The sequence below is a fragment of the Streptomyces sp. HUAS 15-9 genome, from assembly GCF_025642155.1.
Taxonomy (GTDB): Bacteria; Actinomycetota; Actinomycetes; order Streptomycetales; family Streptomycetaceae; genus Streptomyces.
Window position 1 is genome coordinate 5,606,221 of record NZ_CP106798.1, and the last position, 26,027, is coordinate 5,632,247.

Annotated in this window: 18 protein-coding genes and 1 pseudogene; 11 read left to right on the plus strand and 8 right to left on the minus strand. The window is 72.8% G+C overall.

Going from position 1 to position 26,027, the window contains the following annotated elements; genetic code table 11:
- Positions 1–31 precede the first annotated feature (31 nt).
- Genes N8I87_RS26015 through N8I87_RS26030 form a run of 4 tightly spaced genes read right to left on the minus strand, consistent with a single transcriptional unit; the run spans position 32 to position 6,448 of the window.
- Positions 32–2,836 carry a serine/threonine-protein kinase gene (locus N8I87_RS26015; RefSeq protein WP_263212194.1) on the minus strand — a complete coding sequence of 935 codons (2,805 nt, stop codon included), beginning with the start codon at positions 2,834–2,836 and terminating at the stop codon, positions 32–34.
- The gene (locus tag N8I87_RS26020; protein ID WP_263212196.1) at positions 2,833–3,630 is read right to left on the minus strand and encodes a 4Fe-4S single cluster domain-containing protein; all 798 of its coding nucleotides are present in this window, start codon (positions 3,628–3,630) and stop codon (positions 2,833–2,835) included. The genes N8I87_RS26015 and N8I87_RS26020 overlap by 4 nt, the downstream gene beginning before the upstream one ends.
- On the minus strand, positions 3,621–5,570 hold the full coding sequence (locus N8I87_RS26025; RefSeq protein WP_263212198.1) for an AAA family ATPase: 1,950 nt from the start codon (positions 5,568–5,570) through the stop codon (positions 3,621–3,623). Before N8I87_RS26025 ends, N8I87_RS26020 begins: the two co-directional genes overlap by 10 nt.
- On the minus strand, positions 5,567–6,448 hold the full coding sequence (locus tag N8I87_RS26030) for a hypothetical protein (protein WP_263212199.1): 882 nt from the start codon (positions 6,446–6,448) through the stop codon (positions 5,567–5,569). Before N8I87_RS26030 ends, N8I87_RS26025 begins: the two co-directional genes overlap by 4 nt.
- Before the next feature lie 712 nt (positions 6,449–7,160).
- On the opposite strand from N8I87_RS26030, the gene N8I87_RS26035 reads away from it, so the two are divergent.
- From N8I87_RS26035 to N8I87_RS26045, 3 genes are read left to right on the plus strand one after another with little or no spacing between them, the layout of a single operon-like run.
- Positions 7,161–7,415 carry a hypothetical protein gene (locus tag N8I87_RS26035; RefSeq protein ID WP_263212200.1) on the plus strand — a complete coding sequence of 85 codons (255 nt, stop codon included), beginning with the start codon at positions 7,161–7,163 and terminating at the stop codon, positions 7,413–7,415.
- 32 nt (positions 7,416–7,447) lie between these two features.
- Positions 7,448–8,599, plus strand: coding sequence for a hypothetical protein (locus N8I87_RS26040; protein ID WP_263212202.1), 1,152 nt, complete (start codon positions 7,448–7,450; stop codon positions 8,597–8,599).
- The gene (locus tag N8I87_RS26045; RefSeq protein WP_263212203.1) at positions 8,596–12,411 is read left to right on the plus strand and encodes a CHAT domain-containing protein; all 3,816 of its coding nucleotides are present in this window, start codon (positions 8,596–8,598) and stop codon (positions 12,409–12,411) included. The genes N8I87_RS26040 and N8I87_RS26045 overlap by 4 nt, the downstream gene beginning before the upstream one ends.
- On the opposite strand, the gene N8I87_RS26050 is transcribed toward N8I87_RS26045, so the two are convergent.
- A complete protein-coding gene (locus N8I87_RS26050; protein WP_263212204.1) occupies positions 12,370–13,839 on the minus strand; it encodes a glycosyltransferase family 39 protein in 1,470 nt (489 codons plus the stop codon). The genes N8I87_RS26045 and N8I87_RS26050 overlap by 42 nt on opposite strands.
- Positions 13,840–14,505: 666 nt before the next feature.
- Between N8I87_RS26050 and N8I87_RS26055 the strand changes: the two genes are divergently transcribed.
- Positions 14,506–15,927 (plus strand): arylsulfotransferase family protein, encoded by a 1,422-nt coding sequence (locus tag N8I87_RS26055; RefSeq protein WP_263212205.1) that lies wholly within the window; start codon positions 14,506–14,508, stop codon positions 15,925–15,927.
- 3 nt (positions 15,928–15,930) lie between these two features.
- On the opposite strand, the gene N8I87_RS26060 is transcribed toward N8I87_RS26055, so the two are convergent.
- Positions 15,931–16,911 (minus strand): SMP-30/gluconolactonase/LRE family protein, encoded by a 981-nt coding sequence (locus N8I87_RS26060; protein ID WP_263212207.1) that lies wholly within the window; start codon positions 16,909–16,911, stop codon positions 15,931–15,933.
- Between the two features lie 133 nt (positions 16,912–17,044).
- Between N8I87_RS26060 and N8I87_RS26065 the strand changes: the two genes are divergently transcribed.
- Complete coding sequence (locus N8I87_RS26065) at positions 17,045–17,485, plus strand: MarR family winged helix-turn-helix transcriptional regulator (RefSeq protein WP_263212209.1); 441 nt, start codon at positions 17,045–17,047, stop codon at positions 17,483–17,485.
- On the opposite strand, the gene N8I87_RS26070 is transcribed toward N8I87_RS26065, so the two are convergent.
- A complete protein-coding gene (locus N8I87_RS26070) occupies positions 17,457–17,771 on the minus strand; it encodes a hypothetical protein (protein WP_411577288.1) in 315 nt (104 codons plus the stop codon). The two genes, N8I87_RS26065 and N8I87_RS26070, sit on opposite strands and share 29 nt — an antisense overlap.
- Before the next feature lie 58 nt (positions 17,772–17,829).
- Here N8I87_RS26070 and N8I87_RS26075 point away from each other — a divergent pair, with 58 nt between their 5' ends.
- The 6 genes and pseudogenes from N8I87_RS26075 (at position 17,830) to N8I87_RS26100 (ending at position 24,341) form a co-directional block, all read left to right on the plus strand.
- Positions 17,830–19,044 carry a DUF4190 domain-containing protein gene (locus N8I87_RS26075; protein WP_263212210.1) on the plus strand — a complete coding sequence of 405 codons (1,215 nt, stop codon included), beginning with the start codon at positions 17,830–17,832 and terminating at the stop codon, positions 19,042–19,044.
- 147 nt (positions 19,045–19,191) lie between these two features.
- On the plus strand, positions 19,192–19,944 hold the full coding sequence (locus tag N8I87_RS26080) for a GntR family transcriptional regulator (protein WP_263212211.1): 753 nt from the start codon (positions 19,192–19,194) through the stop codon (positions 19,942–19,944).
- Between the two features lie 316 nt (positions 19,945–20,260).
- Positions 20,261–20,455 carry an SPOR domain-containing protein gene (locus N8I87_RS26085; RefSeq protein ID WP_263212212.1) on the plus strand — a complete coding sequence of 65 codons (195 nt, stop codon included), beginning with the start codon at positions 20,261–20,263 and terminating at the stop codon, positions 20,453–20,455.
- 30 nt (positions 20,456–20,485) lie between these two features.
- Positions 20,486–20,896, plus strand: coding sequence for a (deoxy)nucleoside triphosphate pyrophosphohydrolase (locus tag N8I87_RS26090; RefSeq protein ID WP_263212214.1), 411 nt, complete (start codon positions 20,486–20,488; stop codon positions 20,894–20,896).
- Between the two features lie 98 nt (positions 20,897–20,994).
- Positions 20,995–21,424, plus strand: a pseudogene (locus N8I87_RS26095) (ATP-binding protein).
- Positions 21,425–21,752: 328 nt separating this feature from the next.
- A complete protein-coding gene (locus N8I87_RS26100; RefSeq protein WP_263212216.1) occupies positions 21,753–24,341 on the plus strand; it encodes a SpoIIE family protein phosphatase in 2,589 nt (862 codons plus the stop codon).
- 148 nt (positions 24,342–24,489) lie between these two features.
- On the opposite strand, the gene N8I87_RS26105 is transcribed toward N8I87_RS26100, so the two are convergent.
- Positions 24,490–25,920 (minus strand): hypothetical protein, encoded by a 1,431-nt coding sequence (locus tag N8I87_RS26105; protein ID WP_411577388.1) that lies wholly within the window; start codon positions 25,918–25,920, stop codon positions 24,490–24,492.
- Positions 25,921–26,027: the final 107 nt, after the last annotated feature.

The following is a 26,027-nucleotide window of genomic DNA, read 5'->3' on the forward strand; positions in this document are numbered from 1 at the left end:
GGCCAGGACCGCCGCGGCACTCCCTGGTCACTCACCACCCATAGCGCGCCCCGGTGCCCCCGGTCCCGCGGGTCTCCACCGGTGTCTCGCCCCGCGCCCCGCACAGCCACAGCGTGGCGCCCAGTACCACCACCACCCAGGCTGTCCCGTGCCAGAAGTCGAGGGCGTAGGACGTGGCCAGGAGGGTGTGGGTCAGGGCGTCTGCCCACAGGTGCCAGAGGATGGCCGCGGTGGTCAGGGTGGCCACGACGGCGCAGGTGAGGCGTCGCGCGCGGGTCTGCGCCCGGACCGCCCAGCGCAGGCCCAGGGCCGAGCCCAGCAGGAACGCTGCGGACGGCAGCCAGGGGGCTTGATCCGGTAGCCGGGAGCCGTACGCGAAGAACGCTCCGTCCTCGATCCAGTCCGGCCGGTTCTTCACGACCTGGTCGGAGACGTCGTGGAGGGAGGTGACCAGGTCGCCCGCCTTCGGTGCCGCGTCGGTGGTCGCCTCGTGCCAGAGCTGGGAGCGGGAACGCCAGGTCGGGGGCGATTGCGAATCCGGCTTCCGTTTCGGCTTGGGCTTTTGACGGCGAGGGTGCTTGCCCCCTTGGTCGATCAGGGTGATCGCGGAAGCGGTGAAGGGGCCCGCCGCAATGGGGTGGTGAGCCGGGGCCGACGCCGAGTGCGGGGGCGAGGGCGGCGGCTGGGTGTAGGGCACCCAGCCGTACGTCGTGTAGCCGATCATGTCGAGCAGACCGATGGTGAACACCGTCAGCCACAACCATCTCAGGCGCAGCAGTCTGCGGTGCGCCAGGTCCATGGACTGTCGGCGGCGGGTGCGGGCCTGGTCGCGGTCGTCCGCAGAACGGGAGAAACGGGAGCCCAGGCTCCGGGCCGCCCGCCGGACCCCCTGGCTGAGCCGGCGGCGGGTGTCGATACGGCGGGCCCGCCCCAGATCGCGGCGGAACGCCATGACCTGCCGGTCGAAGGCCAGGGCCGCCGCCACCAGTCCCGCCGCCGTCGCGCCGAGCGGGCCCGTCGGTTCGCGGCCCAGCGATTCGGTCGTCTGGTCGTACAGACGGCTCCACCAGCGCGGGGTGCCCACGGCGGGCCGCACCTTCGACAGGCGCTCGCGGCAGTGCCGCAGGAAGTGCTCGTCGTCGACGAGCAGCCGGACCACGGTGGACAGCGCGAAATCCGGGTCGTACCAGCCGGGGCCCGCCGGGACCAGGTGCTGGGCCGCGTCGGCGCGCAACTCGTCGGTCTCGTCGTCGCGTTCGCGTTCCAACGCCAGCGCCGTACGCCCGGTCTCCTGGCGGGCCGTGTCCAGGGCTCTGGTCACCTTGTCGGACAGGCCGCGCAGCACCGGGCATCCGGGCTCGCCGCCGTGCCGGGCGCAGTTCTGCCGGGCCGCGCCGCGCAGCACGCCGCTGTCCAGCACCGCGCGCAGCACCGTGACGTCCTCGCGTGCGGCCAGGGCCAGCAGGCCGTCCTCGTCGATGACATCGCCCCGGAAACGCGGCTGGACGAACGGGAGGAACTCCGCCGCGAGCGCCGCCAGGGCCTGATCGGCCGCGTAGGGTTCACGCGGTGAGCGCAGGAGCCGGTACAGCGGGCTGTGGTCCGCCTGCGGGGCGATGGACTCCAGCCATGCGGCGAGCCGTTCGGTGTTGTCCAAGGAGCTGAGCCACAGCGGCCCGTTCGCGCCCGAGTCGATCAGGGCCGACACCAGTTCCCTCGGGTCGTCGTACGCACGCTCGCCGTACCGGAACGGCTCGGCGGGGGCTGACGCGGACTCCTGCTCCGCGCACCAGGCCCGTACCTCCTTTGCCCCCAGGCGGCCGCCGGTCAGCCGGTCGAGCAGGTCGTCCCACCGCGGGTCGCCCGTGTCGGCGGCCGGAGCGTGGAGAAGGGCGTCCGTCAGCTCCTCGGGGTCCTGGCCCGCCTCGATCCGCGGCCGGCCCGTGAGGAGTTCATGGACGGTGGCGGCCACGCTGACCCAGGCGCCGCGGACGCCCCAGCGGCCCCGCGGCACCAGATGGGCCGGTGCCAGATAGCGGGTCAGCGGCGGGCGCGGACCCCGTGCGCTTTCCTCGCCCAGCACGGCCGCACCGTCGATGTCCGCGAACACCAGCTCGGTGCCGCCCATCTCGCGCAGGTACAGCGTGTCCGGCGAGATGTTCACGGGGACCGCCGCGAAGTCGCGCTCCCAGGTCTCCAGCAGATCCGCCAGGCCGGTCAGCAGGGCCCGGACGGTCGGCTCGACCAGTCCGCCGAGACGGCCCGCAGGCCCGCCCGGCGCGGCGAGCGCATCGTCCAACGCCTTGCGCAGCGTCCCGCCACCCGGCAGCCGCAGGGCCTCCCAGGTGACGGTGCGGCTGCCGTCGGGCAGGGTCTCCACCCCGCTGTCGAGGCACTCCACGACGCCGGCGCTCCCGTTGCGCAGCCGTTCCTTCGCCGCGCTCGGCCTGAAGCCGCGCGCGTGCACCTTGAGCAGGACGATCCCCTGCGGAGTGTCCACCGGCGCGGCCAACCAGAGGCGCCCGCCGACGGCGGCCTCGGCGGGCAGCATCTCCAGGAGCCGGTAGCGGCGCCGGACGCCGAGCGGGAGTTCGACCTGTTCCTCGTCCGGCGTGCTCGCGGAGTCCGGCGTCGGTTCCTGGTCGCCCGCCGCGCCCGCGCCGCGCAGCAGGTCGTCGATGGGATCGGCCGCACCCGCCGTACCGCTGTCCCCGGCCGGTCCGGTGTGCGGGGGTGTGGTGGCCCGCGGGTGCCTGGCCTTCACGGTGTCGCAGTCGTGCTCGTCGCAGTAGGCGGTGGCGCACGGGTGCCCGCCGTCCCGGCAGTAGTACTTCACCGGTTGTTCTCCTTCTGAGCGGGGCCGGGCGTGGGGAGGGGAGGTCCGGGGTCAAGGGGTCCGTCGGCGGGTCCTGGTGGGGCGCCGGGGACGGTACGACCGCCCCGACGCCAGGACACCTGTCCGTGACGGAAGCCCGCTGTGCGCAACGCCCTTTCCAGCAGCGCCAGTTCACCCGACCTGGGAACGCCGATGAGCCAGGCGTCGGTGTCCGATGCCACGAGCTGCATGGGCGCGCGCTCGGGGCGGTGCTCCAGCCACGGGCCGTACCGCTCCCGCCCCAGCGGGGTGAGCGGGGTGACGATCTGGTTGGCCGAGCCGCGCCAGATCAGGGTGGTCGGCAGATCGGCCCGGAACGGCTCGCTGATCACCGTGTCCGCGAGGCCGCCGGTCACCTCGGGAGCGCGTTGCTCCAGGACCTTCAGGGGGTGGCCCGTGTAGACCAGGAGGTCGACGGGGCGGCCCGCCGCTTCGTCGCGGGCGGCCCGCAGCAGCGCGGTCAGCGCCTCCGGCTGGTCGCCCGGCTCGCCGCCGGACACGGTGAGCCCGTCCGCGCCCCGGTCGAGCGCCCGCCGCCAGATGGCCCGGAAGTCCTCGGGGGTGAGGGGAGAGCCGTCCCCGGGCGACCATGTGTCGTGGGCGAGGCAGCCCGCGCAGCGCACCGAGCAGCCCTGGGTCCACACACCGAGCCGACGGCCCGGGCCCAGGGCCGTGACGGGGTGGTGCAGTCGGTTGACCCGCAGAGCCGGGCCCGTCGAAGCCGCTCCGGTCCGCTCCTCGCCGGTCAGTCCCATACCGGTCTCCAGCCGTCGTTCTCGTCGTTCTCCGGTATGAGGTCCGACAGGGTGATCCGGGAGCCCTCGGTCCTGGGCCTGTGGAACAGCTCCCGGCTGAGCGGGTTGACCACCGAGCTCTCCACGAGGTTGAGGATGCCCCGTGCCCCGAGGCCCAGCTTGGCCACGGCAGCGTCCATCAGGGCGTGACGCGCGTCCGGGCTGACCACCAGCTCGGTCTTGTGGACCGTCCGCACGCGTGTCACCACCGAGTCGAGCGAGCGGTCCAGGACCCTACTGGCGGCCTCTTTGTCGATGAACCCGAGCGTGACGTAGTTGTCGCCGAGCCGGTTGCGCAGCTCCGGGCGGCCGATCTTGCGGTCGAAGAAGTCCTCGTAGGCGGCCCGGAAGTGGTTGAAGTAGGCGTCCGGGCTGTGGGTGAACTGCTGGAGCAGTTCCTCGGCCCGGTGTACGGCCGCGTCCGGGTCGTTCTCCTTCTCGTTCCCCTCCTTCGTCGGCTGGGTGCCGAGGTTGGAGGTGAAGATGATGAAGCACTCGGAGAAGTACACGGTGCTGCCCCGGCTGTCGGTGAGCCGGCCGTCGTCCAGGATCTGGAGGAACAGGTCGAGGATGCGTTCGTGAGCCTTCTCGATCTCGTCGAAGAGCAGCACGCAGGCGGGCTGCGCCCGTACCGCGTTGGTGAGTTCGCCGCCGGAGTCGTAACCGACGTACCCGGGCGGCGCGCCGATGAGGCGCTGGCGGCTCTCGTCCACCCGGAACTCGGACATGTCGAAGCGCACCGGCTGTGCCTCCTCCCCGAGCAGCAGCGTGGTGACCGCGCGGGCCAGCTCCGTCTTGCCGACACCGGTGGGCCCCGCGAGGAAGAGGACGCCGCGCGGGCGGTTGCGGGCCGCCGAGGACTGCGCGCCGGTCAGTCCGACGGCTGCCCGGGTCAGTACGTCCACGGTCTTGCGCACGGCAGTCGGCTGCCCCAGTACCCGGCGGGACAAGTAGGCGTCGGCGCCGGCGAGTTGGCGGCGCACGGCGTCGCCCGCCCAGGGGTCGTCGGTGATGCCCACCCGCACCAGCCGGGCCGCGTCCGAGAAGACGGTGGGCCCCGGCGGCAGCGTGGCGGCGGTCCGTACGGTCGTGTGCACCTGGCGCGCGGTCATCCCGTCGGTGGCCCCCGCGACCGACTTCAGCTCCTCCTCCTGCGCCTCGGCGCCGAACACGCGGCGGACGAAGCGGGCCGCGAGCTGCGTACGGCGGTCGAGGTTCGGGCGCAGCAGCCGGATCACCCGGACGGAGTCGCTGGCCACCGGGAAGGCCGAGGGCAGGTGGTCCTGCTGCTCGCACACCCAGATCAGGGTGAGCCCGAAGGCCCGCTCCCCCGGACGGCCCGGCATCGGGATCGTGGGGGCCGTGTGGCCCAGTGCCTCGATCGCGGTGAACAGCGTGCGGTCGGCGCGCATCAAGGTGTCGCTCGGCAGCGCGTGGGCGGCGTAGGGCACCACGAGGGCGACCGGCACGGTCAGCCCGTCCTCGCCGCTGAACAGGTCGTGCAGAGCCACCAGGAGTCCGCGCAGCTCGACCGAGTCGAACTCCGTGCCCTCGTACCTCTTGAGGAGGTCCGCGATCCTCGCGTCCGCGGTCCTACGGTCCTCTGTCCGGGGAGCGGGTGCGCGCGGGTCCTCCGGGTCGTCCACGCGCTCCAGCCCGCGCAGCGGGTCCAGGGTCAGCAGCGCGCCGTACCCCCGTGCGCGGCACACCTCCCACAGGACGTCCTGCAGGGTCACCAGCCGTACGGCGCCTTCGGGCACGGGGAGTTGATGGAGATCGCGGACATTGCCGGTGAGCAGGAGATGCGGGGCGAGGGAGAGCGAGAGATCCACCTCGCGCATCCATGCCTCGGGCAGGGCCGTCCGCCCGTCGCGGGGAGTGCTGTCGGCGGGAGTGGTCATCCGTCACCTCGTGCTTGGTCCGTGCGCTGTGTCGCCGTCCGCCGGGTCGCCGACCGGGCCCGGTTGATCGCGGCGGCCTCGGCCTCCGCCCGCTCCGTCGCCTCCCTGGTGCCCTGCGCGCGAGCGACGGTCTCGGCGGCGAACGCCCCCGCCGGGGCCTGCTCCCGCCAGGTGCTCGCGAAACCCCGGGCGGCGAGCCGCGCGGTCAGCTCGTCCATGTCGGCGCACATGTGCTCCTGCGCCGCCCGGTCCGCCGCCGGGTCGCCGCCGGGCATCCGGACGATCTCCGCGGTCAGCGAGTCGGCGTCGTCCAGGTCGAACCTGACGGCGTGGTGCGGGAACGTGTCCGGGAGGGGGACGAGGACGCTGTCCGCCGGATGTCCCGCGTCGCCCGCGTAAGCCGTGCTCTCGTGGGGTCCCACGGTGCTCGCGCGCCGCTGTGCCGTCATCGGGCCGGGTGCGTCGGTGAGGGACCACACCTCGCTCATCGCCGCGTGGACCGCCGCGATGAGCTCGGTGCGGCTCTCGGTGGCGGTGAGCCGGCCGAGCACCTCCTGGGCGACCCGCAGTACATCGCCAAGACGCGCGAGGTCGTCCCCGCACTTGGCCTCCTGGGCCCGCAGCGTGTCGGCGTACGCGGGGGCCTTGGGGTCGCGGGCGGCCGCGACCTGCTCCGCCACCAGCGCGATCCGCTCGTGCAACAGCACGGCCTCCTCGCGGGCCCGCGCCGCGCGTTCTGCCTCCCGGCCCATCGCGGCGAGCCGCGCGAAGGCGGCCTCGGCACCGGGTGCGCCGACCAGTACCGCGCGGGCCGTGTCGTGCACCTCGTCCGCCCGGTCGGGCAGCGCCTCGGCCAGCTCGGCGGCGCGGGCGAGCATGGTCGCGGCCTCACGTTCGGCCGCCTCGGCGCGGGCCCGCTCGGCCGCCGCTTCTGCCTCGGCCCGCTGCCGCGTGCTCTCCCGTTCGCGCCACGCCGCGAGTTCGTCGGCGGCCGTGGTGCTCGGACGGGCCGCGGGGGCGGCACCTGTCGCGCGGGACGTGCCGCCGCGCGCTCGCGAGCGAAGCCCCGCGCGGCGCAGTCCAGTTGCTCCTCCACGGAGGTCAGCCGCGTGCGTAACGCGCTCAGTTGCTCGGCCAGGGCGGCCGAACCCTCCTCGATACCGGGCGTGGTGACCAGCGGTACGCCGATACGGACCTTGGTGACCGCCTGGGTCGCGGCGCAGCGGCGGGCCAGCCGACGGGCGTACGCGCGCGTGTCGATGAACTCCTGCTGGAGGCGCAGGCACCGGGCGTGCTCCTCGGCCGCGAGTCGTTGCCAGTCGATGATCACCGAAGAGCTCATGCATCCCCCGGATGTCGTGCCGTGCACAGGTGCGGTGCGCGAGGAGCACACGGTATCGGACGGAGAGTCAAGATCATTACGATGTAGGCGATTTGAGGTGCCGTGACGCAATTCGTAGGTCATGATGGATTCGCCGAGGCCCACGGCCCACGGCCCGCGACGGCCGGACGGTTCCCGGCGAGCCGCGCGGCCCCCGCCGCCGTCACAGACCGACGGTCACAGACGGCCAGAGACGATCAGGGACGAGAATGAACGACTCCGTGACGCCCTCCGAGGACAGACCGGCCGACGACGGCCTCGACGGCGCCCACGACGACCTCGCCTCGACCTTCCCGCCCGCCGCCGGCCCCTCCCTCGCGCACGGATACGCCTGGCGTTGCGGGGCCATCGACGCCTCCGGCGACGGCTGTACGGAGGCCCACAGCGGTACCGCCGACTGGACCGACAGCGGCATCGAGGTCTGCCCGGTGCACGGCAACCGGCTCGAGTACCGCCTGCCCTGAGGCAGGAGACGGGCGAGAGGGGTGGGGAACGGTTGGAACTGCTGAGCGCGTACGCGGTGGGCCGCGCCAAGAGCTGGCTCGCCCGGATCAGCGGCGGAGCACTGGTCTTCTGGGCGGTGGCCGGTCTCGCGGTGCGATCCTGGCTCCCGCCGACACGCGGCTGCGCGGGCGCGCGGGGCAGCGCGGGGATGTGGTGCCAGGGCAACCGCTTCGACGTCGTCGCCCTGTGCGTGTACGGGGTGCTGGCGATCGCGGCTGCGGTGGGCTCCACACTCGTGGCGGCGGCGGCCTCCGCTCCCGTCGTCCGCTTCCTCGCCGGGACCTCCTGGCCGGTGGCCCGGGGGCTCGGGCGCTGGACGGCCTGGCGGGTGCGGCGGCACCGACGCGTGTTCAAGAAGCTGCTCGCGGCCGACCCCGTCGCCCAGGGCACGAGCGCTCCCGCGCAGCCCGCTGCCACCCCACCCGCCCCTGCCCGGCCCGCCTCCGACCTGGCCCGGCTGACGCTGGACCGCGCGCGGGGGCGGCGGCGCCGGTACCCGAGGGAGTTGCTGATCGCGCCGACCCGTATCGGCAACAGCCTGGCCGCGATGACCGAGCGGGTGACCGGACGGCACGGCTGGGACCTCGCGACCTGCTGGGAACTCATCGACCTGGCGCTCCCGGACCAGCTGAGCGGCCGCCTGCGGGCCGACTCCGACCGGCTGACCACGCGTGGGCAGAACCTGCTGTGGGCGGTGCTGACCTGCCTGGTCGCCGCCGTGGGCCTGGGTGTGACGGTGTGGCGGGACGACGGCGGAGCGCTGGTGCTCGGCGCCTTCCTGACGGCTGCTCTCGGGGCCGCGCTCGCCGTGTTCCTGCTCTTCCGGGGGCTGTGCGCCGCCGTCGACGTGTACTGCGACAGCGTGGAGGCCGTACTGGTCGCCGCCCGCGCCGACATCTACCGGGTGGCGGGCTGGCCCGCCCCCGCCACGCCCGCCGAGGAGCACGAGCGGGGAACCGCGCTGAGCGGTTACCTCAGCCGCCGCGGGCTCCAGGCACCGGACACACGGTTCGTCGTACCCTCGGAGCCCGAACCGGCGACGGCGCCCGCGCTCACGACGCCCCCGGCCGCCCCCGCCGCCACCCTGCCCAACCAGTCCGAGAACCACTTTGGACCGGCCCCCTCGGGCCAGGCGGCGCCATGACGGACACGGTGCCCACCACCCCCCCCGGCCTCAACGGCCTGCCGCTGGGCGGAGCGCTCGCGGACGAGGACGACGCCTGGGACGTGGCGGCGACCCTCGCCCGCGCCTGGGCCGTCGGCCCCGACGGCCCCGGCATGACACCGCCGATGACGGACCTCGCCCTGTGGGTCGCCGCCGAGGTCGACCACTTCGAGCGCGCCGAGCCGCTCCCCGCGCCGCTCCACCGGCTGCGGTGCCGGACCGTCGCCCTGCTCCGCCGCACCGCCCCGCCGCCCCTGCTCCACGACCGGGTGACCCGGCAGCTGAGTCTCGCCCTGCTGCTCTTCCACTCCGGCGGCCTGACCGGCGAGCGCGCCGAGGGCGGTCCCACGGCCCGGATCACCGAGTGCCTGGAGGCACTGCACCTGCTGGAGGACGCGTACGAGTCCCTGGACGCCGCCCCGGCCCCGGGCCGTACGGCGCTGTCCACGGACGACTCCATGCCGGAGCCGCTGGAGGTCCTCCACCTCCTGTTCCAGGTGCACGCGGGGCTGGACGACCTCCTTGACCTGGCACACGAGTTCCGGGCCCAGGTCGGGCCCGAGGAGAACACACCCGGCTCCACCGCACTCCGGAAGCTGGCGGGCAAGCTCCGGCTCCGCAGGCAGTACGTCCTCGCCCGAATACGGCGGCTGACCCCGGCCGACGACCAGGGCCTGCCCGTGTTCTCGGCGGTGGACGTGCTGACCGAACTGCAGCGGCTGCTCGGGGACGAGGAGGGCATGGCCTCGAGGCGGGTGGAACAGGTGCTGGAACGCGCGCGGCGGACCCGCGAGGAAAGCGGCATCGACCCCGCCGCCGCACGGACCCTGCGCCTGCTCGAAGCACGCGTCGAGCTGAAGTGGAACCTGGAACACCGCCTGGACACCCCCGAGGGGAAGGCCGGCCTGCTCGCGACCCTGGACCATCTCGAAGGAGTCCGGCACCAGGGTGACGAGGCCGCGCTGCGCGAGTCCGTGCTGTTCGCGGAGGGCGCCACCCACGCGGTCAACGCCGGCCTCCTGCCGGTGTCCCGCGCCCCGGACATCGTCGAGGCGTGCGACACGGCGCTCGCCGGACTCCCGTCCCGCGACTCCGAATACCCCAGCGCCCTGCTGGTCCGGGGCCTGGCCCGTGCCATCCTCGTCCGCTACTCCCTGTCCGAGGACGCCATCGCCGGTGTCATCGACGACGTGAGCCGGGCACTGCCGCTCGTACCGCCCGACCACCCCGCAGTGCCCAACGCCCTGCTCGTCCTCAGCCACTCGCTCCTGCAGCGCAGCCACACCACCGGCTCCATCGCGGACGGCCGCAAGGCACTGGCCCTGCTGAACCGGTACGCGTCGGACACGCTCCAGACCGGACCGGCCGCCGTGGTGCTGCGGCTGCTCCAGGCGCTGTCCCACCTCGTCTTCCACCAACGGGCGGGCAGCGAGGACGTCGACTGCGGTACGCCGCTCAGCCCCGGCGTCAACCACGTGGACGCGGCGCTCCTGATGGTCCGGCGCACCATGGACCGGCTGGAGAAGGACCGGCTCGGCGAGGTACTGACGTCGGTCGCCTGCCAGTTCGCCGCCCAGTGCTTCGCGCTGGCCGCTCAGCTGCCCGGCCGCGACAGCGCGGCCCTCGCCGTCGAGGCGCTGCCCTGGGCGGAGCGGGCCTGCGCCGCCGTCCGGCCCAACACCACCGACCAGCACCACATCCTGGTGCTGCGCGACTGGCTGCTGATGGTCTCGGGCGACGGCGGGGACGCGAAGGAACGGCTGCTGTCCTACGTCCGATCGCTCACCGGCCCGGCGGACCCGACGGACCCCGAAGCCGGACTCGCACGGCTGCTGCGCGGCTTGATCGGCCTGGCCGGAGCCGCGGCCACCGACTCCACGATCGCCGAACTGCGCGCCGCCGCCGACGAGGCCAGGAGCGGCCCCCTGTGGGAACTGCGTATCGAGGGGTCGATGCGGCTCGCCGAGGGACTGCGCAGGCGCGCCCTCAGCCACTCCTGGTCGACGCGCATGGAGTCGCTCGACGCCGCCCTGCCCGAAGGCTTGCTGCCGCCCGAAGCGACCCCGCTGCTCGAACTGGCCCGCGCCCGCTTCGACCAGGTGCGTGCCGCGCGGGTCTCCCAGCCGGACCCCGACGGGCCCGACCCCGAGGGCGACTTCGAGGAGTCCCGGCTGATCGCCCTGCACTGCCTGCGCGAGTACGCCCGTACGGTCATGGGACAGGAGGACACCGCCGACGCCCTGATCCTCGCCCGCGCCGCCGGGGCGCTGGCGCAGCGGGCGGCGCGCTGGGCAGCGTACGACCGGGCCTGGGACCACGTGGTACAGGCCCTGGAGACCGGCCGGAGCATCGTCGAGCGGACCAGGCTGCGCCCCGACACCGCCGCCCGGCTGCGCGCCGCCGGCGAGCACGACCTCGCGGACCGCTGGGAGCGGCGGCCCCCGGCACCGGCCGGCGCCCTGCCCTACCGGCCCGGTGACCCGGGCCGTGACCTGAGCGTCCCGGACCAGCTTGCCGCGCGGGTGGCCCGCGTCCTGGACGCCGACCGCCATGGCCGCGCCGAGGACGTGCCGACCGTGGCGTCCGTCGCCGCCGCGCTGCGGGAGACCGGCACACACGCGCTCGTCTATCTGCTGCCCTCCCCGCCGCCGGAGGCCAAGGACATCCTGGAGCGAGGCGCCGTCCTGATCACGGCGGACGGGAACGCCGAGTGGGTCCCTCTGCCCGCCGCACCCGGCGACGACGAGGCCCTGGCCCACTACGTGGAAGCCCTGCGGGCCCGCACCCGGGGGACGGCGGACGAGGAGCGGCGGGACGCCGCCGCCGCGCACTGGCGGACCGCGCTCGCGGACCTGGCGGAACGGGCCGGCAGAAGCCAGCTGTCACCACTGCTGCGAACGCTGGCGAGCCGCTGCGGACGGCGTGCCGACGGACGGCACCGGGTGGTGCTGGTCCCGGTGGGCGAACTCGCCTTCGTCCCGTGGGCGGCGGCCGTGCTGGACCAGGAAACACCGGCGGTGGACCGGCTGGTGACGACGACGGTGTGCGGCGCCCGCCAGTTCATCGCCGCGTCCACGCTCCCCCGGGTCCGGGCCGACGAGGACGTCCTGCTCGTCAACGGCCTCACCGGCGGCCAGGCCGGCTGGGCGGCGACGAGCACGCTCCACGAGGCCGTCTACCCCGAGGCGACCGTACCCGACGCGGCACAGGCCACCGGCCCCTGGCTGCTGCGCCGACTCTCGGACACAGCGCACAAGTTCGCGGTCGTGGACATCGCGGCCCACCTCATGGCGGACGTGACCGAGTCGTGGCGGGCCCGGATCGCCCTCGCGGGCGGCGATCTGCGCATCGACCAGATCAGCGCGCTCGACCTGGCCGGTCCCGCCGCCGACGGCCGCTCACCACGCGGTGTCTGCGTGTCACTGGCCTGCTGCGCGAGCAACATCAGCCTCAGCCATCCCGACGAGGGCTTCACCGTCGCGTCGGCGTTCCTCGCGGCCCGCGCCGGGGCGGTCATCGCCTCGCTGTGGCCGCTCACGAACGCCACCACCGGCTTCCTGATGACCGTCTTCCACTACCACCTGCGCAACGGCCACGAGCCCGCCGAGGCGCTGCGCCGCGCCCAGCGCTGGATGCGTGACCCCGACCGCCGCGCCCCCGCCCGCTTCCCGGCCCCACTCGCCCACGCCTTCGAGGCACGAGTCGCCCGCTTCGAGGCTTCCCTGCGGGCGAAGGGGGACAGCATGACATCACCGGCGCACTGGGCCGGAGTCGTCCACATGGGGCGCTGACATCACCGCTGACATGCGGCCGGTCGGTCGATGAGCTGATCCGAGGCGTTCGTACACCGTCAGCCTCCGCCCCCGGACCTGCTTGTCGGCCACCGGTGTGAAGTACTTCTTCAGTACGGCGGTCTTGGTCTTGTCCCGGTCGCCCTTCACCGGTTTCGCCACCTGGGCCGAGTCCGTCACGAGCAGGATCCGTCGCTGGGACAGCATCGCGGCGCGTATGCGCTCCGGGCCCGCCTCCACACCCTTCAGCGTTCCGGACTTCTCCGGACTCTCCGTCAGGGCGATGTCCCGCAGACCGGTGAAGGCGCTCGGGGAGACGGACTTGGTGTCCCGGCGTGCCGACGGGACGAAGAGCACCGCGCTGCCGGGCTCCTTCATCCGCCGCACGTCCGACGCTATCGCCAGGACGTCGTCCACCCTGCTCTTCGGCGAGCGCGTCGCCAGTGACTGCGGCAGCAGTGCCACCATCGCCAGGGCGACCGCCAAGGGGAGAATCCACTTCGACGTTCGCGGCAGCCGGGGCCCGGCTGCCTGTACGGCCCTGCCGATGACGGTACCGATCAGCAACGCCAGCCCCAGCATGCTGTAGAGGATGTACCGGTCCAGAAACAGCGGCTGGATCAGGGAAAGGACGAGGAGGCCGATCTGCGGCAACGCCAGCAACGGCAGGCCGACGGCGGCCGTCGACAGCCGGCCTGTCCGCGGACGGTCCAGCAGGGCGCCGGCCGCGCCGATCGCGAGCAGGACCACGGGGCCGATCATCATGTGCCAGGACAGCGGCGGTATCCATGACACCTGTGCGGACTGGCTTCGGCTGAACAGGATCAACGGCAGCACGCACGCCGTGGCGGCCGCGGCGGCCGCCGTCCAGCGTATTCGGATTCCGCGCCCGGCCCGGCTCCAGAGCAGCGTTGCCAGGTGCGCGGGAAGAATCATGAGCGAGAGCCAGTTCAGGAGCCCCATCAGCATGACGGTGGCGCCGTACGCGGCCCAGTACGACGTCCGGACAGGCCTCTGGAGCACGGTCACGAGCAGCAGTGTGGAGATTCCGGCCCCGGCTGCGACCAGCGCATAAGGCCGGCCCTCCTGGAGCTGGAACTGCACGGCCGGCAGCAGCCCCAACGCCATCCCCGCCGCCAGACCCACCCACACTCCGGCCAGCCGGTGGCCGATGACCGCCACGCAGCCCGCCGCCACCCCCATGGCCAGCACCGAGGGCAGCCGCAGTGTCGTGGTGCAGGGCCCGAAGCACTCGAACAGCACATGCATCAGCAGGTAGTAGCACCCGTGCACGACGTCGACATTCCTCAGCATGTGCCAGATCTCCGCCGTGGAGCGCTGGGCCACCTGCCAGGTCGCGGCCTCGTCCCGCCACACACTGTCCTGCCGGGACAGCCCCCACAGGCCGAGGGCGAAAGTCCACAGCATTGGAAGCAGCCAGAGGAGAACACCGCGGCGCAGGGGGGAAGTTGTGGATGCCATGACGTCTGCCCTGCCCCCCGGGTGATGCGGTGATGAACGTAACTTGCGGTCGATCGACATGAACCAGGGCTTCCAGGGCGGCTGTTGAAGAGGTGAAGAGGGGAGTGTCACCGAGTCACTCACTGATCACGAACCATGCACCCTAACGTCCCCGCGCGGCCTCATGGATGTCGAACCGGTCTCACGAGCGTGATCGTGGCCGGCCGGAAACCCGGAACGGGTGAGCTCCTGTCGTATGACCGGGTGAGCCCACACCCGCCGAATGGCCCACCCGCGTGGCTTCGCGCAGTCGCGGACCGTCGTTGCCGCCTACCGTCACCCGGGGAGCAACTCCCGGTCCTGATGCCCGGTGCCAAGGAGGCGGCCATGGTGGCGCGACAGTCGTGGGCTCGCCGGTCGGGGCGGAGGTGCCGTCGTGCCGTCGGGGCCTCGGCGCTCGCCGTGGGGTGCGTCGTGGGGAGCTGCGTGCCCGCCGCGGGTGTGACGGGTCCGGAGGGGGACGCGGCCCGGCCGTGTGCCACGACTGCCTATCCGCCGTCGGAACCCACCCCGCCACCGATCCTGTCGGGCAGCGATGTGTGGAGTTTCGTCTCCGAGCCCGATCTTCACCCGATGCGGGTCAGCGTCACCACGCACCGGCCGGGGACGGCTCCCGGCGGCATCTTCGTCGGGCCGTTCAGCGCGGACCGGATGATCGGGCAGACCGGGGCGCTCATCAACGACAACTCCGGTGATCCGGTGTGGTTCCGCCCGCTGCCCTCCACGAACCTGCAGAACGCCGACTTCAGGGTGCAGACGTACTACGAGGGCCGCGGGGGCCGGGGACGGCCGGTGCTGACCTGGTGGCAGGGCACCCTCGCGCTTCCCCCGGCGTACACGAACCTGCCGGCCGGCGCGCCGGAACCGGGCGGGTGCTACTACGTCTACGACACCCACTACCGCCTGCTCAAGACGGTCTTCGCCCATCACGGCTACTACCCGGACGAGCACGAATTCACCCTGACCCGCAGGGGCACCGCACTGTTCATCGCCTCCAGGCCGGTGCCCATGGATCTCACGCCCTACGGGGGTCCGAAGGACGGAGCCATCGAGAACAGTGAGATCCAGGAGGTCGACCTCGCCACCGGCCGACTCCTCTACTCGTGGAGCGCGCTGGACCACCTCGACCCCGCCGACTCCGAGGAGGCGGCCTCGACCGCGTCGTCGTCCGGCGGCGTGTGGGACGCCTTTCACATCAACTCGGTCGACGAGGGTCCCGACGGCCGGTTGCTGATCTCCGCCCGGAACATGTGGGCGATCTACGACGTCACCAAGAAGTCCGGGCGGATCCGCTATCAGATCGGCGGGAAGAAGAGCGACTTCACGTTCGGCCCGAACGCCGACTTCTACTGGCAGCACGATGCCCGGTTCCGGCCGGGAAACCGGATCAGCATGTTCGACGACGGCTGCTGCGACCTGCCCGACGGCTCCCCCGAGCAGCGCTCGCACGGTCTGATCCTCGACCTCGACTTCCGCGGCCGGAAGGCGACCGTGGACCGGGCCTACTACCATCAGCCGCCGCTGGAGTCCCCGACCCAGGGAAACACCCAGGCCCTCGCCAACGGCAACGAGTTCATCGGGTGGGGCCAGAGCCCGTACTACTCGGAGTACGCGGGTGCGGGGAACACCGAGGCCGACGCCGCACGGAACCTGCTCTACGACGCGAAGCTGCCCGGCTCCGACATCTCCTACCGGGCGTTCCGGAACGAGTGGACCGGCACGCCGTACTATCCGCCGAGCGCGGCGGCACGCACGGACGGCGGGCACAGCGTCGTCTACGCCTCGTGGAACGGCTCGACCGAGACCCGGGCATGGCAGGTGCTGGCCGGGCCCGCCCCCGACCGGCTGTCCGTCGTCGCCCGTCATGTTCCTCGGGACGGGTTCGAGACGGCCGTCACCACCGGCAGCCCCGGGCCGTACTTCCAGGTGAGGGCGCTCGACGCGCGGGGCAAGGTCCTTCGCGCCTCCCGCGTGGTGACTCTCCCGGTCGGGTGACCGTCAGATTCCCCGCACGGACGCCACGGTGAACGGTGTCTCGGGCACCCCGGGGCCCATCGGCCCGCCCTTGTCGAACTGCGAGCGTACGACCAGCAGCCGTCCCCGGTCGCGGACCAGCGTGGTCGGGATCTGCAGCGCGGGGTCGGTCAGCCGCCGCTCCAGCCGGGCCGAGCGGCCGTCCGGCGACAGCCGCCACCGGGTGATCGTGTCGACGGCGTTGTGCGCGGCCCACAGCGTGCCGTGCGTCAGCTCCAGACCGTCACCATGCGTCAAGTCACCCCCGTGCAGGACGACTTGGTGGACGGCACCGGTGGTGATGTCCACCCGGTAGAGGCCACCGCCGGTCATGTCGACGGTGAACAGCCGATGCCCGGCCGGGTCGGCGACGACGCCGTTGAGGGTGAAGGCGTCGGGGGACCCCGGGTCCTTGACGCGGCTCAGGTCGTAGGCCGGGGTCAGCGTCCCGCGCGGGCCGCGGGCCAGGTCGGCGGGGGTGACGCGGTAGATCACCGCGCGGGTGCTGTCGGCGAGGTAGGCCGTGCCGTCCGGGGTGACGGCCAGGTCGTTGACGAAGCGGGGCGCGTCGCCCGGCACATCGAAGCGGGCGATCAGGGACCGGTCGCGCAGGTCGTAGACGTCGACCCCGGCGGTCGAGTCGATGACCCACAGCCGTCCGGCCCGGTCGGCCTTGAGTCCGTTGGCGGTGACGCGGCCGTCGGCGCCCGCGGGCAGGAACACCTCCGCGGTGCGCGCCCCGCGGGCGGCGCGGTAGACGGCGCCGGTCGTGTACGAGCCGACGTATGTGTCCCCGGTGCGCGGGTCGAGGGCGATCCCCTCGGGGTAGGCGCGGTCGCCGGGGAGTGCGAAGGCGGTGGAGACACGGGGTGTGGTGGCCGCGTGCGCCGTGGGCGCGGCCGCGGCGACGGCCAGGGCGGCGGCGGTGGTGGTGAGGAACGTGCGGCGGTGCATCGAGCGGGACACGGGATGCCTCTCGGTTCGGCTTCTCACAAGATGACGAACACGAACTTAGATTAGAGTTCTAATCATCGTCAATGTATTAATGTCCGCCGTCCTGCGGAGCGAGCGTCGACGCAGGGGCGATTAGCATGCGCAGATGACGTCCATGCCCGCCTCCGAGCGCCTCGGCTCCCACCTCAAGCGGGCCGAACAGGCCCTCGCCGCGACCAAGTCCGCGGTCCTGAAACCGGCCGGCCTGACCGTCGCCCAGTACGCGGCGCTGCTCCACCTCTCCGGCAACCCCGGCATCAGCGCGGCGGCCCTCGCCCGGCTGTGCGGGGTCACCCCGCCGACCATGAACACGGTCCTGAAGAACCTCCAGGACCGTGCCCTGATCGAACGCACGCCGCACGAGTGGCACAAGAACGTGCTGGAGACCAGGCTCACGGACGAGGGCCGCGCCGTCATGAACGACGCGGACGCGCGGGCCGTACGGGTGGAGCGGGCGCTGACCGCGGAGTTCACGGACGAGGAGCGGACGGCGCTGACCGCACTCCTCGCCCGCTGTGTCACCGTCCTGGAGCGGGAGCGCCCCTGAGGCCCTGGCTGCCGAACGGCGTCGGGTCCGTGACCCAGTCGGCCGCGAGCACCAGACGCGTCTCCCGGTGGACGGCGAGGAAGCCGAAGGGCCGGTCGGACCTCACCTGGACGACGGTGGTCTCGTAGCGGTACCGCGGAGGGCCGCTGCCCGCCACGGGCATCACGGCCGTCACGGCGGCGGCGCGGAACCCGAGGGCGCCGGACCGGGCGACCGCCGACTGCCCGGCCGCCCCGACGGCGAAACGGCAGCAGCTCCCGACCCCCGTCGCCGGCGCGCGTACCATGCGCCCAGTCGTACGTCAGTTCAGCGTCGCCGCTGCCCGACCCAGGAGCACGGTACCCGTGTCCATACCCCCGCCTCCCGGCCCCCATCAGCCCGAAGGGCAGTACCCGCCGTATCCGCAGGGCCCTCACGAGCAGGGGCCGTACGCCCAGGACCCGTACGCCCAGAGCCCTTACGGCGGGCTGCCGTACCAGCCCTGGTCCCAGGGCTACAGCCCCTTCAGCCGGCCGGCGCCCGTCAACGGGCTCGCCATCGCCGCCCTCGTGCTCGGCATCCTCTGCTTCCTGCCGGGCGTGGGACTGGCCCTCGGGACCGTCGCCCTGGTCCAGATCAGGAAGCGCGGCGAGCGCGGCAGGGGACTGGCGATCGCAGGCTCCGTGCTGTCCGGGATCGGGCTGGCGCTGTGGGTGCTGGCGGTCGCCACCGGCGCGGCCTCCGACTTCTGGGAGGGCTTCAAGGAGGGCGCGCGTGGCGGCGCGAGCCTGTCCCTGGCCAAGGGCGAGTGCTTCAACGCGCCCGGTGGCCTGCTGTCCGGCAAGACGGACGACGTCGACAAGGTGTCCTGCGAGCATGCGCACGACGGCGAGGTGTTCGGCTCCTTCAGGCTGACGGGCCGCTCCTACCCGGGCGACGGCCCGGTCACCAAAGCCGCCGACGAACGCTGCTACGGGCTCCAGGACAGCTACGCGATGGACGGCTGGGCCGTGCCCTCCGACGTCGACGTCTACTACCTCACGCCCACCCGGGACAGCTGGAGCCTGGGCGACCGCGAGGTCACCTGCGCGTTCGGCAACACCACCGAGGGCAAGAAGCTGACCGGCTCGCTGCGCAACGACGAGACCGTCCTGGACGCGGACCAGATCGCCTATCTGAAGGCGGCTCACGTGCTCAACGCCGCCATGGAGAGCGCACCCGACGCGGAGTACGTCGAGGACGACCTGCCCGGCCACAGGGCGTGGGCGGGCCGGGTCCGCAACGCGCTCGCAACGCAGGCCGGGATGCTGCGCGGCCACTCGTGGCCGGCGGGTGCGGACAACCCGGTCGCCACCTTGGTCGTGGAGATCGACAAGGCCCGCGCCGAGTGGGCGAAGGCCGCCGCGGCCGAAGACGCCGACACCTTCTACACGCACTACGACAAGGGCTTCAAGCTGCTCGACCGGAACAAGACGGTCACCGCCCGCAAGGCTCTGGGCCTGGCCACGACCCCGCCGTCCTACGAAGACGACAGCGGCGGCTCCGACAGCGGGGGAGGCGCCGGCGGTATGGAGGTGTGACGGCTGCTATAGCGGGGAGAAAGTGCCTGCGTAAAGCCCTCGCGGACCACAAGTCATCACATCGAGTGATTCTCTGGCCTTTGCTTGCACGGCACAACCCACGGTTGCCACTCTGTTGCTGTCTGTACAACCTGATGGGAGCGGCCAGTGACTTTCGGTGAGCAGCCGGCGTATCTGCGTGTCGCGGGTGATCTCCGTAAGAAGATCGTCGACGGTTCGCTGCCGCCCCACACCCGGCTCCCCTCCCAGGCGAGGATCCGCGAGGAGTACGGCGTCTCGGACACGGTCGCCCTGGAAGCCCGCAAGGTGCTGATGGCCGAGGGCCTGGTCGAGGGCCGTTCCGGATCGGGGACCTATGTGCGCGAGCGGCCCGTGCCCCGGCGGGTGGCCCGCTCCGGGTTCCGCCCCTCCGGTGGCGCCACTCCCTTCCGCCAGGAGCAGTCCGACGCCGCCGCGCGCGGCACCTGGGAGTCCAGCAGCGAGCAGACCGAGGCGAGCGGCGCCATCGCCGACCGGCTCGGCATCCGGCCCGGCGAGCGCGTGATGTGCACCAAGTACCTCTACCGGGACGGTGGAGAGCCGATGATGCTCTCCACCTCCTGGGAGCCCCTCGCCGTCACCGGGCGCACCCCCGTGATGCTGCCCGAGGAGGGCCCGCTCGGCGGCATGGGCGTAGTGGAGCGGATGCGTGCCATCGACGTCATCGTCGACAACGTCACCGAGGAGGTCGGTGCCCGCCCCGGCCTCGCCGAGGAACTGCACATCCTGGGCGGAGTGCCCGGTCATGTCGTCCTCGTCATCCAGCGCACGTACTACGCCTCCGGCCGTCCGGTGGAGACGGCGGACGTGGTCATCCCCGCCGACCGCTACCGGGCCGCGTACCACCTCCCGGTGAAGTAGCGCACACCCTCGGGGCAGTTGACCCCGTCACCCCGCCGATCCACGGGCTGTCCCGCGATCCGCCGGCTGTCCCGGGCCGTTGGAATCCGGCCGTTCTCGCAGGTGACCCCCGTTGTCCCCGGTGACCCGCCGGCCGGACGCACCGGGGCGCCCGGACGGCGCATTCATCATCGTGCGCCCCCGGGGTTCTGGCTGGTTGCGTACCTCTTTGTGAAAAGCCGTGTTCGCTGCGTAAAGGTTAGGCGTACGCTCGGGCATATGCGGAGTGCGGTTTCCTCAGCGCACGGGTCCATGGGGAGCGGAGGGGTGGGGCGCCATGAGTGAAGGGACGGTCTCTCTTCCCTGGCTCGTGATACGGCAGGACGACAACGGCAATCGCTACCGCGTGGGCAGGTACGCGACGCGGGCCGAGGCCCAGAAGATCGCCGACAGCCTCGACGACCGCGGACACAAGCAGCTCTACTGGGTCGAGCGCATCTCCCAGAACGGAGACGGCGGCACACGCAACTGACCCCGTCCGCGCTCCCGTAGGCTCCCGCCCATGACGGAACGGATCGTGGTGGTGGGAGCCGCCCTGTTCGACGGCGATCGCCTGCTCGCCGCGCGCCGCAGCGCACCCCCCGAGTTGGCCGGCCGCTGGGAGCTGCCGGGCGGCAAGGTCGAACCCGGCGAGAGCCCCGAGGCCGCCCTGGTGCGCGAACTGCGCGAGGAACTCGGCGTCGAGGCCGAGGCCGTCGAGCGCGTCCCGGGGGAGTGGCCGCTGAAACCCCCGTACATGCTGCGGGTGTGGACCGCCCGCCTGCGCCCCGGCTCCGCCGACCCCAAGCCCCTCCAGGACCACGACGAACTGCGCTGGCTCGCCCCCGGTGAGACCTGGTCCGTGGACTGGCTCGACCAGGACGTCGCCGCCGTACGACAGCTCGGGACCCATCCCGAGGCGGGGGCGGGCTGAGAATCCCTACGCCGTTCGTGCCACGCTGCGCCCCTCTGGGCGGTACTGCCCCCCGGATACCGGGTATGTGCCCATTAACACCACGAAATCGGACATGGGTGGGCTCGCTTGCCTGGGAAGTGATCGGGCGTGATCGACACCGAAGGCGACTGTGCCGAATGGACCTTCCCCGCGGATCCCGGTGCCGTGCGCACCGCCCGCACGGCGGTCCGGGCCCAGTTGCTCGGCTGGGGGCTGGACGCCCTCGCGGACATGACGGCGCTGCTGGTCAGCGAGTTGGTGACAAACTCGCTCCGGCACGCCACCGGCCCCATCGGCGTACGCCTCGTACGCCCCACCGGCCTCGGCGACACCCTCCTGGTGGAGGTCTCGGACCCGTTGCCGGACCCGCCGCACGAACGGGTCGCCCATCTCGAGGACGAGAGCGGCCGCGGCATCCAACTGGTCGCCAGTTCCTCGCGCCGCTGGGGGACACGGCCCGGTGAGAACGGCAAGACGGTCTGGTTCGAACTCGCGGTTCCGGGGTGAACTGCGAGCGGCGGGCGTGGTGAAGCGCGCGACGTGGCCTTGGCGGACCGCGCGCCCCGGGGGTGGTGAACGGGGCGCCCGGGGTGTACAGCCCCCCTCCCGCCGTCCATGGAACGGCACTGGCCGATGACCATTGCCGGAGTCTGTGATTCGAGGGCGTGTTCCCTGGTTAGAAGACTGGGAGTGTTGTCGCGGTCCGGTCCGAAAACCGCTTGGGCCGACCTGTGATCGTGAACACCGTGTCGTGCGGCGCCGTAGTGCTGGATACTGCGGGCAGCCGCCTCCGGTGACCGGTGCCGGACGCGGTGAGCTGGAGGGGACGGTTCGCGTGAGCGAGATACCAGCGAAGGCCACGGAGTCCGAGGACCCGTCGGACGGCGCGAGTGCGGGGGGCGTGGATTCTGCCACGGCTCCCGGAGACGCCATGTGGCAGATCAGTCCGCCCGGCTCCATGTACGACTACATCAAGGTCGCGTCCTTCTCCATCGGCCCCGGCGGGCTCGTCGACCAGTGGAGCCTGCGCGCCGAGCAGCTCTTCGGCATCCCCGCCGAGCGTGCCGTGGGCATGGACCCCATCGAGGCCTTCATCGACCCCGATCTGCGCGAGCGGGGCCAGCGCAAGATGGCCGAGATCCTCGATGGGCGGGAGTGGACCGGGGTGGTCCCCTTCCGGGTGCCGGACACGGCGGACGAAGACCGCGGAGAGGAAGCCCTCGCCGAGGTCTACGTCATGCCGACCCGGACCACCGAGGGCGACCGGGCCGCCGTCTGCATCGTGGTCGATGTCCGCACCCTGCGCAGCATCGAAACCGACCTCGCCGCCTCGCAGGCCATTTTCGGTCAATCTCCTTTCGGCTTCCTGCTGATCGACCCCGACCTGCGCGTCCGCCGCGCCAACATGCGGTTCGCCTCGATCTTCGGCGGTACGCCGGACGACCACCGGGGCAAGGGAGTCCACGACTATCTGCCGCGGAGCGAGGCCGAGCGGGTCTCCGCCACCCTGCGCCGGGTCCTGGAGACCGGCAACTCCATCACGGACATGCACGTCACGGGCTTCGTGCCCGGCTCCGAGGAGCGCCGGCACTGGTCCATCAACCTCTATCGCGTGCACAGCGGCAGCGGCCGGCCCATCGGCATCGCCTGGCTGGGCACCGACATCACGGCCCGCCGCGCGGCGGCCCGCGAGGCGGCGGCCGCACGGCGAAATCTCGCCCTCCTCAACGAGGCGGGCGCCCGTATAGGCAACTCCCTGGACCTGGAGACGACGGCTCGCGAACTCCTCGACGTCGTCGTGCCCGGCTTCTGCGACCTCGCCACCGTCGACCTCTATCAGGGCCTCCTGGCGGGCGACGAGACCCCGCCGGGCCTTGCCGACGGCAGCGCGGAACTGCGCCGGGTCGCCTACGCCAGCGCGGTCTCCGACGCGCCGTTCGTCGGCGGCGGCTCGCCGGTCGCGGTCGGCGCGGTCCACCACTACCCCTTCAACTCGCCCTGCGCGGACGCCCTGCGCACCGCCCGCCCGCGGAACGTCCCCGCCGAGGAGGGCGGCCTCGTCCAGTCCACGCTGGCCGTCCCGATGGTCGCCCACGACACGGTCGTGGGACTCGCCCAGTTCTCCCGGACCAAGGGCAGTGAGCCGTTCGGCGAGCGCGACCGGGACCTCGCCGTGGAACTGGCCGCGCGGGCCGCGGTCTGTATCGACAACGCCCGCCTGTACCGCCGCGAGCACGAGCGCGCGCTGATACTGCAACGGTCCCTGCTGCCACCGGGCGACCCCGAGGCGTCCGGCCTGGACATCGCGTGCCGCTATCTGCCCGGCAACGCGGCCACCGAGGTCGGCGGCGACTGGTTCGACGTGATCGAACTCCCGGGTCATCGCACCGCGTTGGTGGTGGGTGACGTCATGGGCCGTGGTCTGCGCGCGGCGGTGGCGATGGGTGAACTCCGCACGGCCGTCCGCACGCTGGCGCTGCTCGACCTGGAACCGGCCGAGGTCCTCTCGGCGTTGGACGAGATCGCCCGCGGCCTCGGCACTCCGGGTGGCGTCCAGCAGGCGACCCGCGCCGCCCGCCAGCCCCGCGACGCGGACCTCTCCGAGGTCTACCTGGCGACCTGTGTGTACGCGGTGTACGACTCGGTGACCAGACGCTGCACGTTCGCCAACGCGGGCCATCTGCCGCCGGTCCTGGTCGAGCCGGGCGAGGCGGCGCTGATGCTGGACGTGCCGCCGGGCATGCCGCTCGGCGTGGGCGGCGAGCCGTTCGAGGAAGTGGAGGTCGAACTCCCCGAGGGCGCCCTGCTCGCCCTCTACACCGACGGACTGGTCGAATCCCGTCACCACCCCCTCGACGAGGGCCTCCAGGCCTTCGTGGGCGCGCTCACCGACCCGACCCGCCCGCTGGAGGACGTCTGCGACCACGTCCTCAACACCCTCGACACCCACCACGGCGAGGACGACATCGCCCTGCTGATGGCCCGTGTCCAGGGGCTGCCGGCCGACTCGGTCGGCGACTGGGCGCTGCCGCGCGAGCCGCGCAGTGTGGGCCGCGCCCGTGAGTATGCCCGCGGCCAGCTGGTCAGCTGGGATCTGGAGCCTTTGGTCGACACCACGGAGCTGCTGGTCAGCGAGCTGGTGACCAACGCGCTGCGGTACGGCGAGGGCGAGATCAGACTCAGGCTCCTACTGGACCGCACCCTGGTCTGCGAGGTGTGGGACTCCGGCCTGGTCCAGCCCCGCCGCCGACGCGCCCGCGACACCGACGAGGGCGGCCGCGGCCTCCAACTCGTCGGCCTGCTGAGCGCCGCCTGGGGGTCCCGACGCACACCGCGCGGCAAGACGGTCTGGTTCGAACTCCCACTGCCCGACGGCGAGAACACCCTGACGGACCCCGCGGAGGCATTGCTGAGCCTGTTCTGAGAACGGGCGACGGCCGGAGGCCTCGCGGAACCCCGCCTGACCGACGCCACCCGGCACACTCCCCCAAGCTCCCGGCTTCCCTCGGACAGGGGTCCATAACGCCGCAGCTCCCGCCGTTCCGGCGGATGGCGGGGCTTTCGCAACAGGCCTACTCCCGAGGGAGCCTGCGTCGGTCGCGGGTGTCGGGGCCGCCGAAGCTGGCCGGAGGGCCTCCGTCGGGTTCCTCGCCGAGCAGGATGCCGCCGAGGACGGCTCCGGCCAGGCCACTCGCGTGGTCGGTGGGGCCGTCGTAGGGGTTGCCGTGGGCCCGTACGTCGCGCTCCGCCAGGTCGCGGGCTTCCTGGGCGAGGTCGTCGGCGTCGGCGTACTCCGCGGCGAGCAGCCGCTCCGCCTCCGCCAGGCGTGTGCGGGCCTCGGCGCCCACCGCCGCCCGGTGTGTGGCGATGAAGGCCCCCGCGGCCGACGTGGTGCTGCGGGCGGTCAGCAGGGCGGCCACCGGGATGACACCGGCGCGGCCCACCCCGAGCAGTCCGACGGCCCGTGTGATGCGGCGCAGGGCGTCCAGCGGGTCGTACGGCCCACGGGTCAGCTCCTCCCGTACGGCGGACAGGGCTGCGTCGGCGTGGGCCAGGCGGGCCCGGAGCTCTCCCTCGGGAACGAGCGGGGGCCGTCTGCGTGCCTCGGCGACCTCCGCCTCCCCGCCGCTCAGCACGGCCGGCACCAGCCCCGCCGCCTCCTTCAGCTCCGCGGCCAGCCGCTCCACCCCGGACACGAGGACCTCCGCCTGGACCACGGCCCCCTCTGCCGCACGTAGTTCACGGGCCGCCCTGTCACCGTCCCCGGAATCGGCGCTCTGGCGCGCCCTGTTGAGGTGGGTCGTGGCGAACACGAGCCGGTCCTTGGCCTGTTCGACGTAGCCGGTGATGGGTGCGGTGGCGGACGGCGAGTATCGCTCGCGCAGCTCGGCCTGCACGGTGTCGGCGTCCTTCGTCCGTGCGGCCAGCGCCCGGAACCGGCCCTCCGCGACCTCCAGCGCCTCGCTCATCCCCCCTTCCAGCGACCGCAGTTGATCGAACCCGGCCGCCTCCGTGTCCAGCCGTCGCCCGGTCTCCGCGCACCGCCCCACGATCCCGACCAGCGCCTGCCGCCGGGCCGACTCGTCCTCCGGAGCCCCCTGTTCGTACCGCCGCCGTATCGCGAACGCGGCCGCAAGTTCGGTCTCCGCCGCCCGCAGGGCCGCCGCGAAGGGCTCCACCTCCTGCGGCCCGAACCGCGCCTCGGCGAAGCCGAGTTCCTCCCGGCTGGTGCGCACGCTGTCGTCCGCCGCGACCAGGGAGGCCCGCGCCTGCCGCTCGAAGTCGCGCGCCGAGGGTTCGGGCGGGTGTGCGGACACCAGGCCGGGCGTCGTACGGCTCCGGGCCCGCCGGGTGCGGCGCAGATACCCGTACCCCGCGAGCACCACCGCCGCGGCCACGACGACGAGCGGCAGGATCAGGTCGGCGGGAGAGGTACCGCCCTCCTCCGCCGCCGCGGCGGTCACCCCCGCCACGGGAACCGGATCTTCGGCTCTGATCGTCATCCCCGGCAACACCAGCCACACGACCGCGACCACACAGCCCAGCAGGGCATGCGCCACCCGCACGGCTATGTGCGACTTGGCATGCCGGGGCCGGCCACGGATCGAGG

Coding starts and splice junctions, on each gene's coding strand:
- N8I87_RS26030 (WP_263212199.1), bottom strand. CDS start 6,448: ATGCTCGCCCGCGCCGCCGAGCTGGCCGAGGCGCTGCCCGACCGGGCG.
- N8I87_RS26085 (WP_263212212.1), top strand. CDS start 20,261: ATGAGTGAAGGGACGGTCTCTCTTCCCTGGCTCGTGATACGGCAGGAC.
- N8I87_RS26065 (WP_263212209.1), top strand. CDS start 17,045: ATGACGTCCATGCCCGCCTCCGAGCGCCTCGGCTCCCACCTCAAGCGG.
- N8I87_RS26025 (WP_263212198.1), bottom strand. CDS start 5,570: ATGACCACTCCCGCCGACAGCACTCCCCGCGACGGGCGGACGGCCCTG.
- N8I87_RS26090 (WP_263212214.1), top strand. CDS start 20,486: ATGACGGAACGGATCGTGGTGGTGGGAGCCGCCCTGTTCGACGGCGAT.
- N8I87_RS26020 (WP_263212196.1), bottom strand. CDS start 3,630: ATGGGACTGACCGGCGAGGAGCGGACCGGAGCGGCTTCGACGGGCCCG.
- N8I87_RS26055 (WP_263212205.1), top strand. CDS start 14,506: ATGCGGGTCAGCGTCACCACGCACCGGCCGGGGACGGCTCCCGGCGGC.
- N8I87_RS26035 (WP_263212200.1), top strand. CDS start 7,161: ATGAACGACTCCGTGACGCCCTCCGAGGACAGACCGGCCGACGACGGC.
- N8I87_RS26050 (WP_263212204.1), bottom strand. CDS start 13,839: ATGCTGTGGACTTTCGCCCTCGGCCTGTGGGGGCTGTCCCGGCAGGAC.
- N8I87_RS26045 (WP_263212203.1), top strand. CDS start 8,596: ATGACGGACACGGTGCCCACCACCCCCCCCGGCCTCAACGGCCTGCCG.
- N8I87_RS26070 (WP_411577288.1), bottom strand. CDS start 17,771: ATGGTACGCGCGCCGGCGACGGGGGTCGGGAGCTGCTGCCGTTTCGCC.
- N8I87_RS26105 (WP_411577388.1), bottom strand. CDS start 25,920: ATGACGATCAGAGCCGAAGATCCGGTTCCCGTGGCGGGGGTGACCGCC.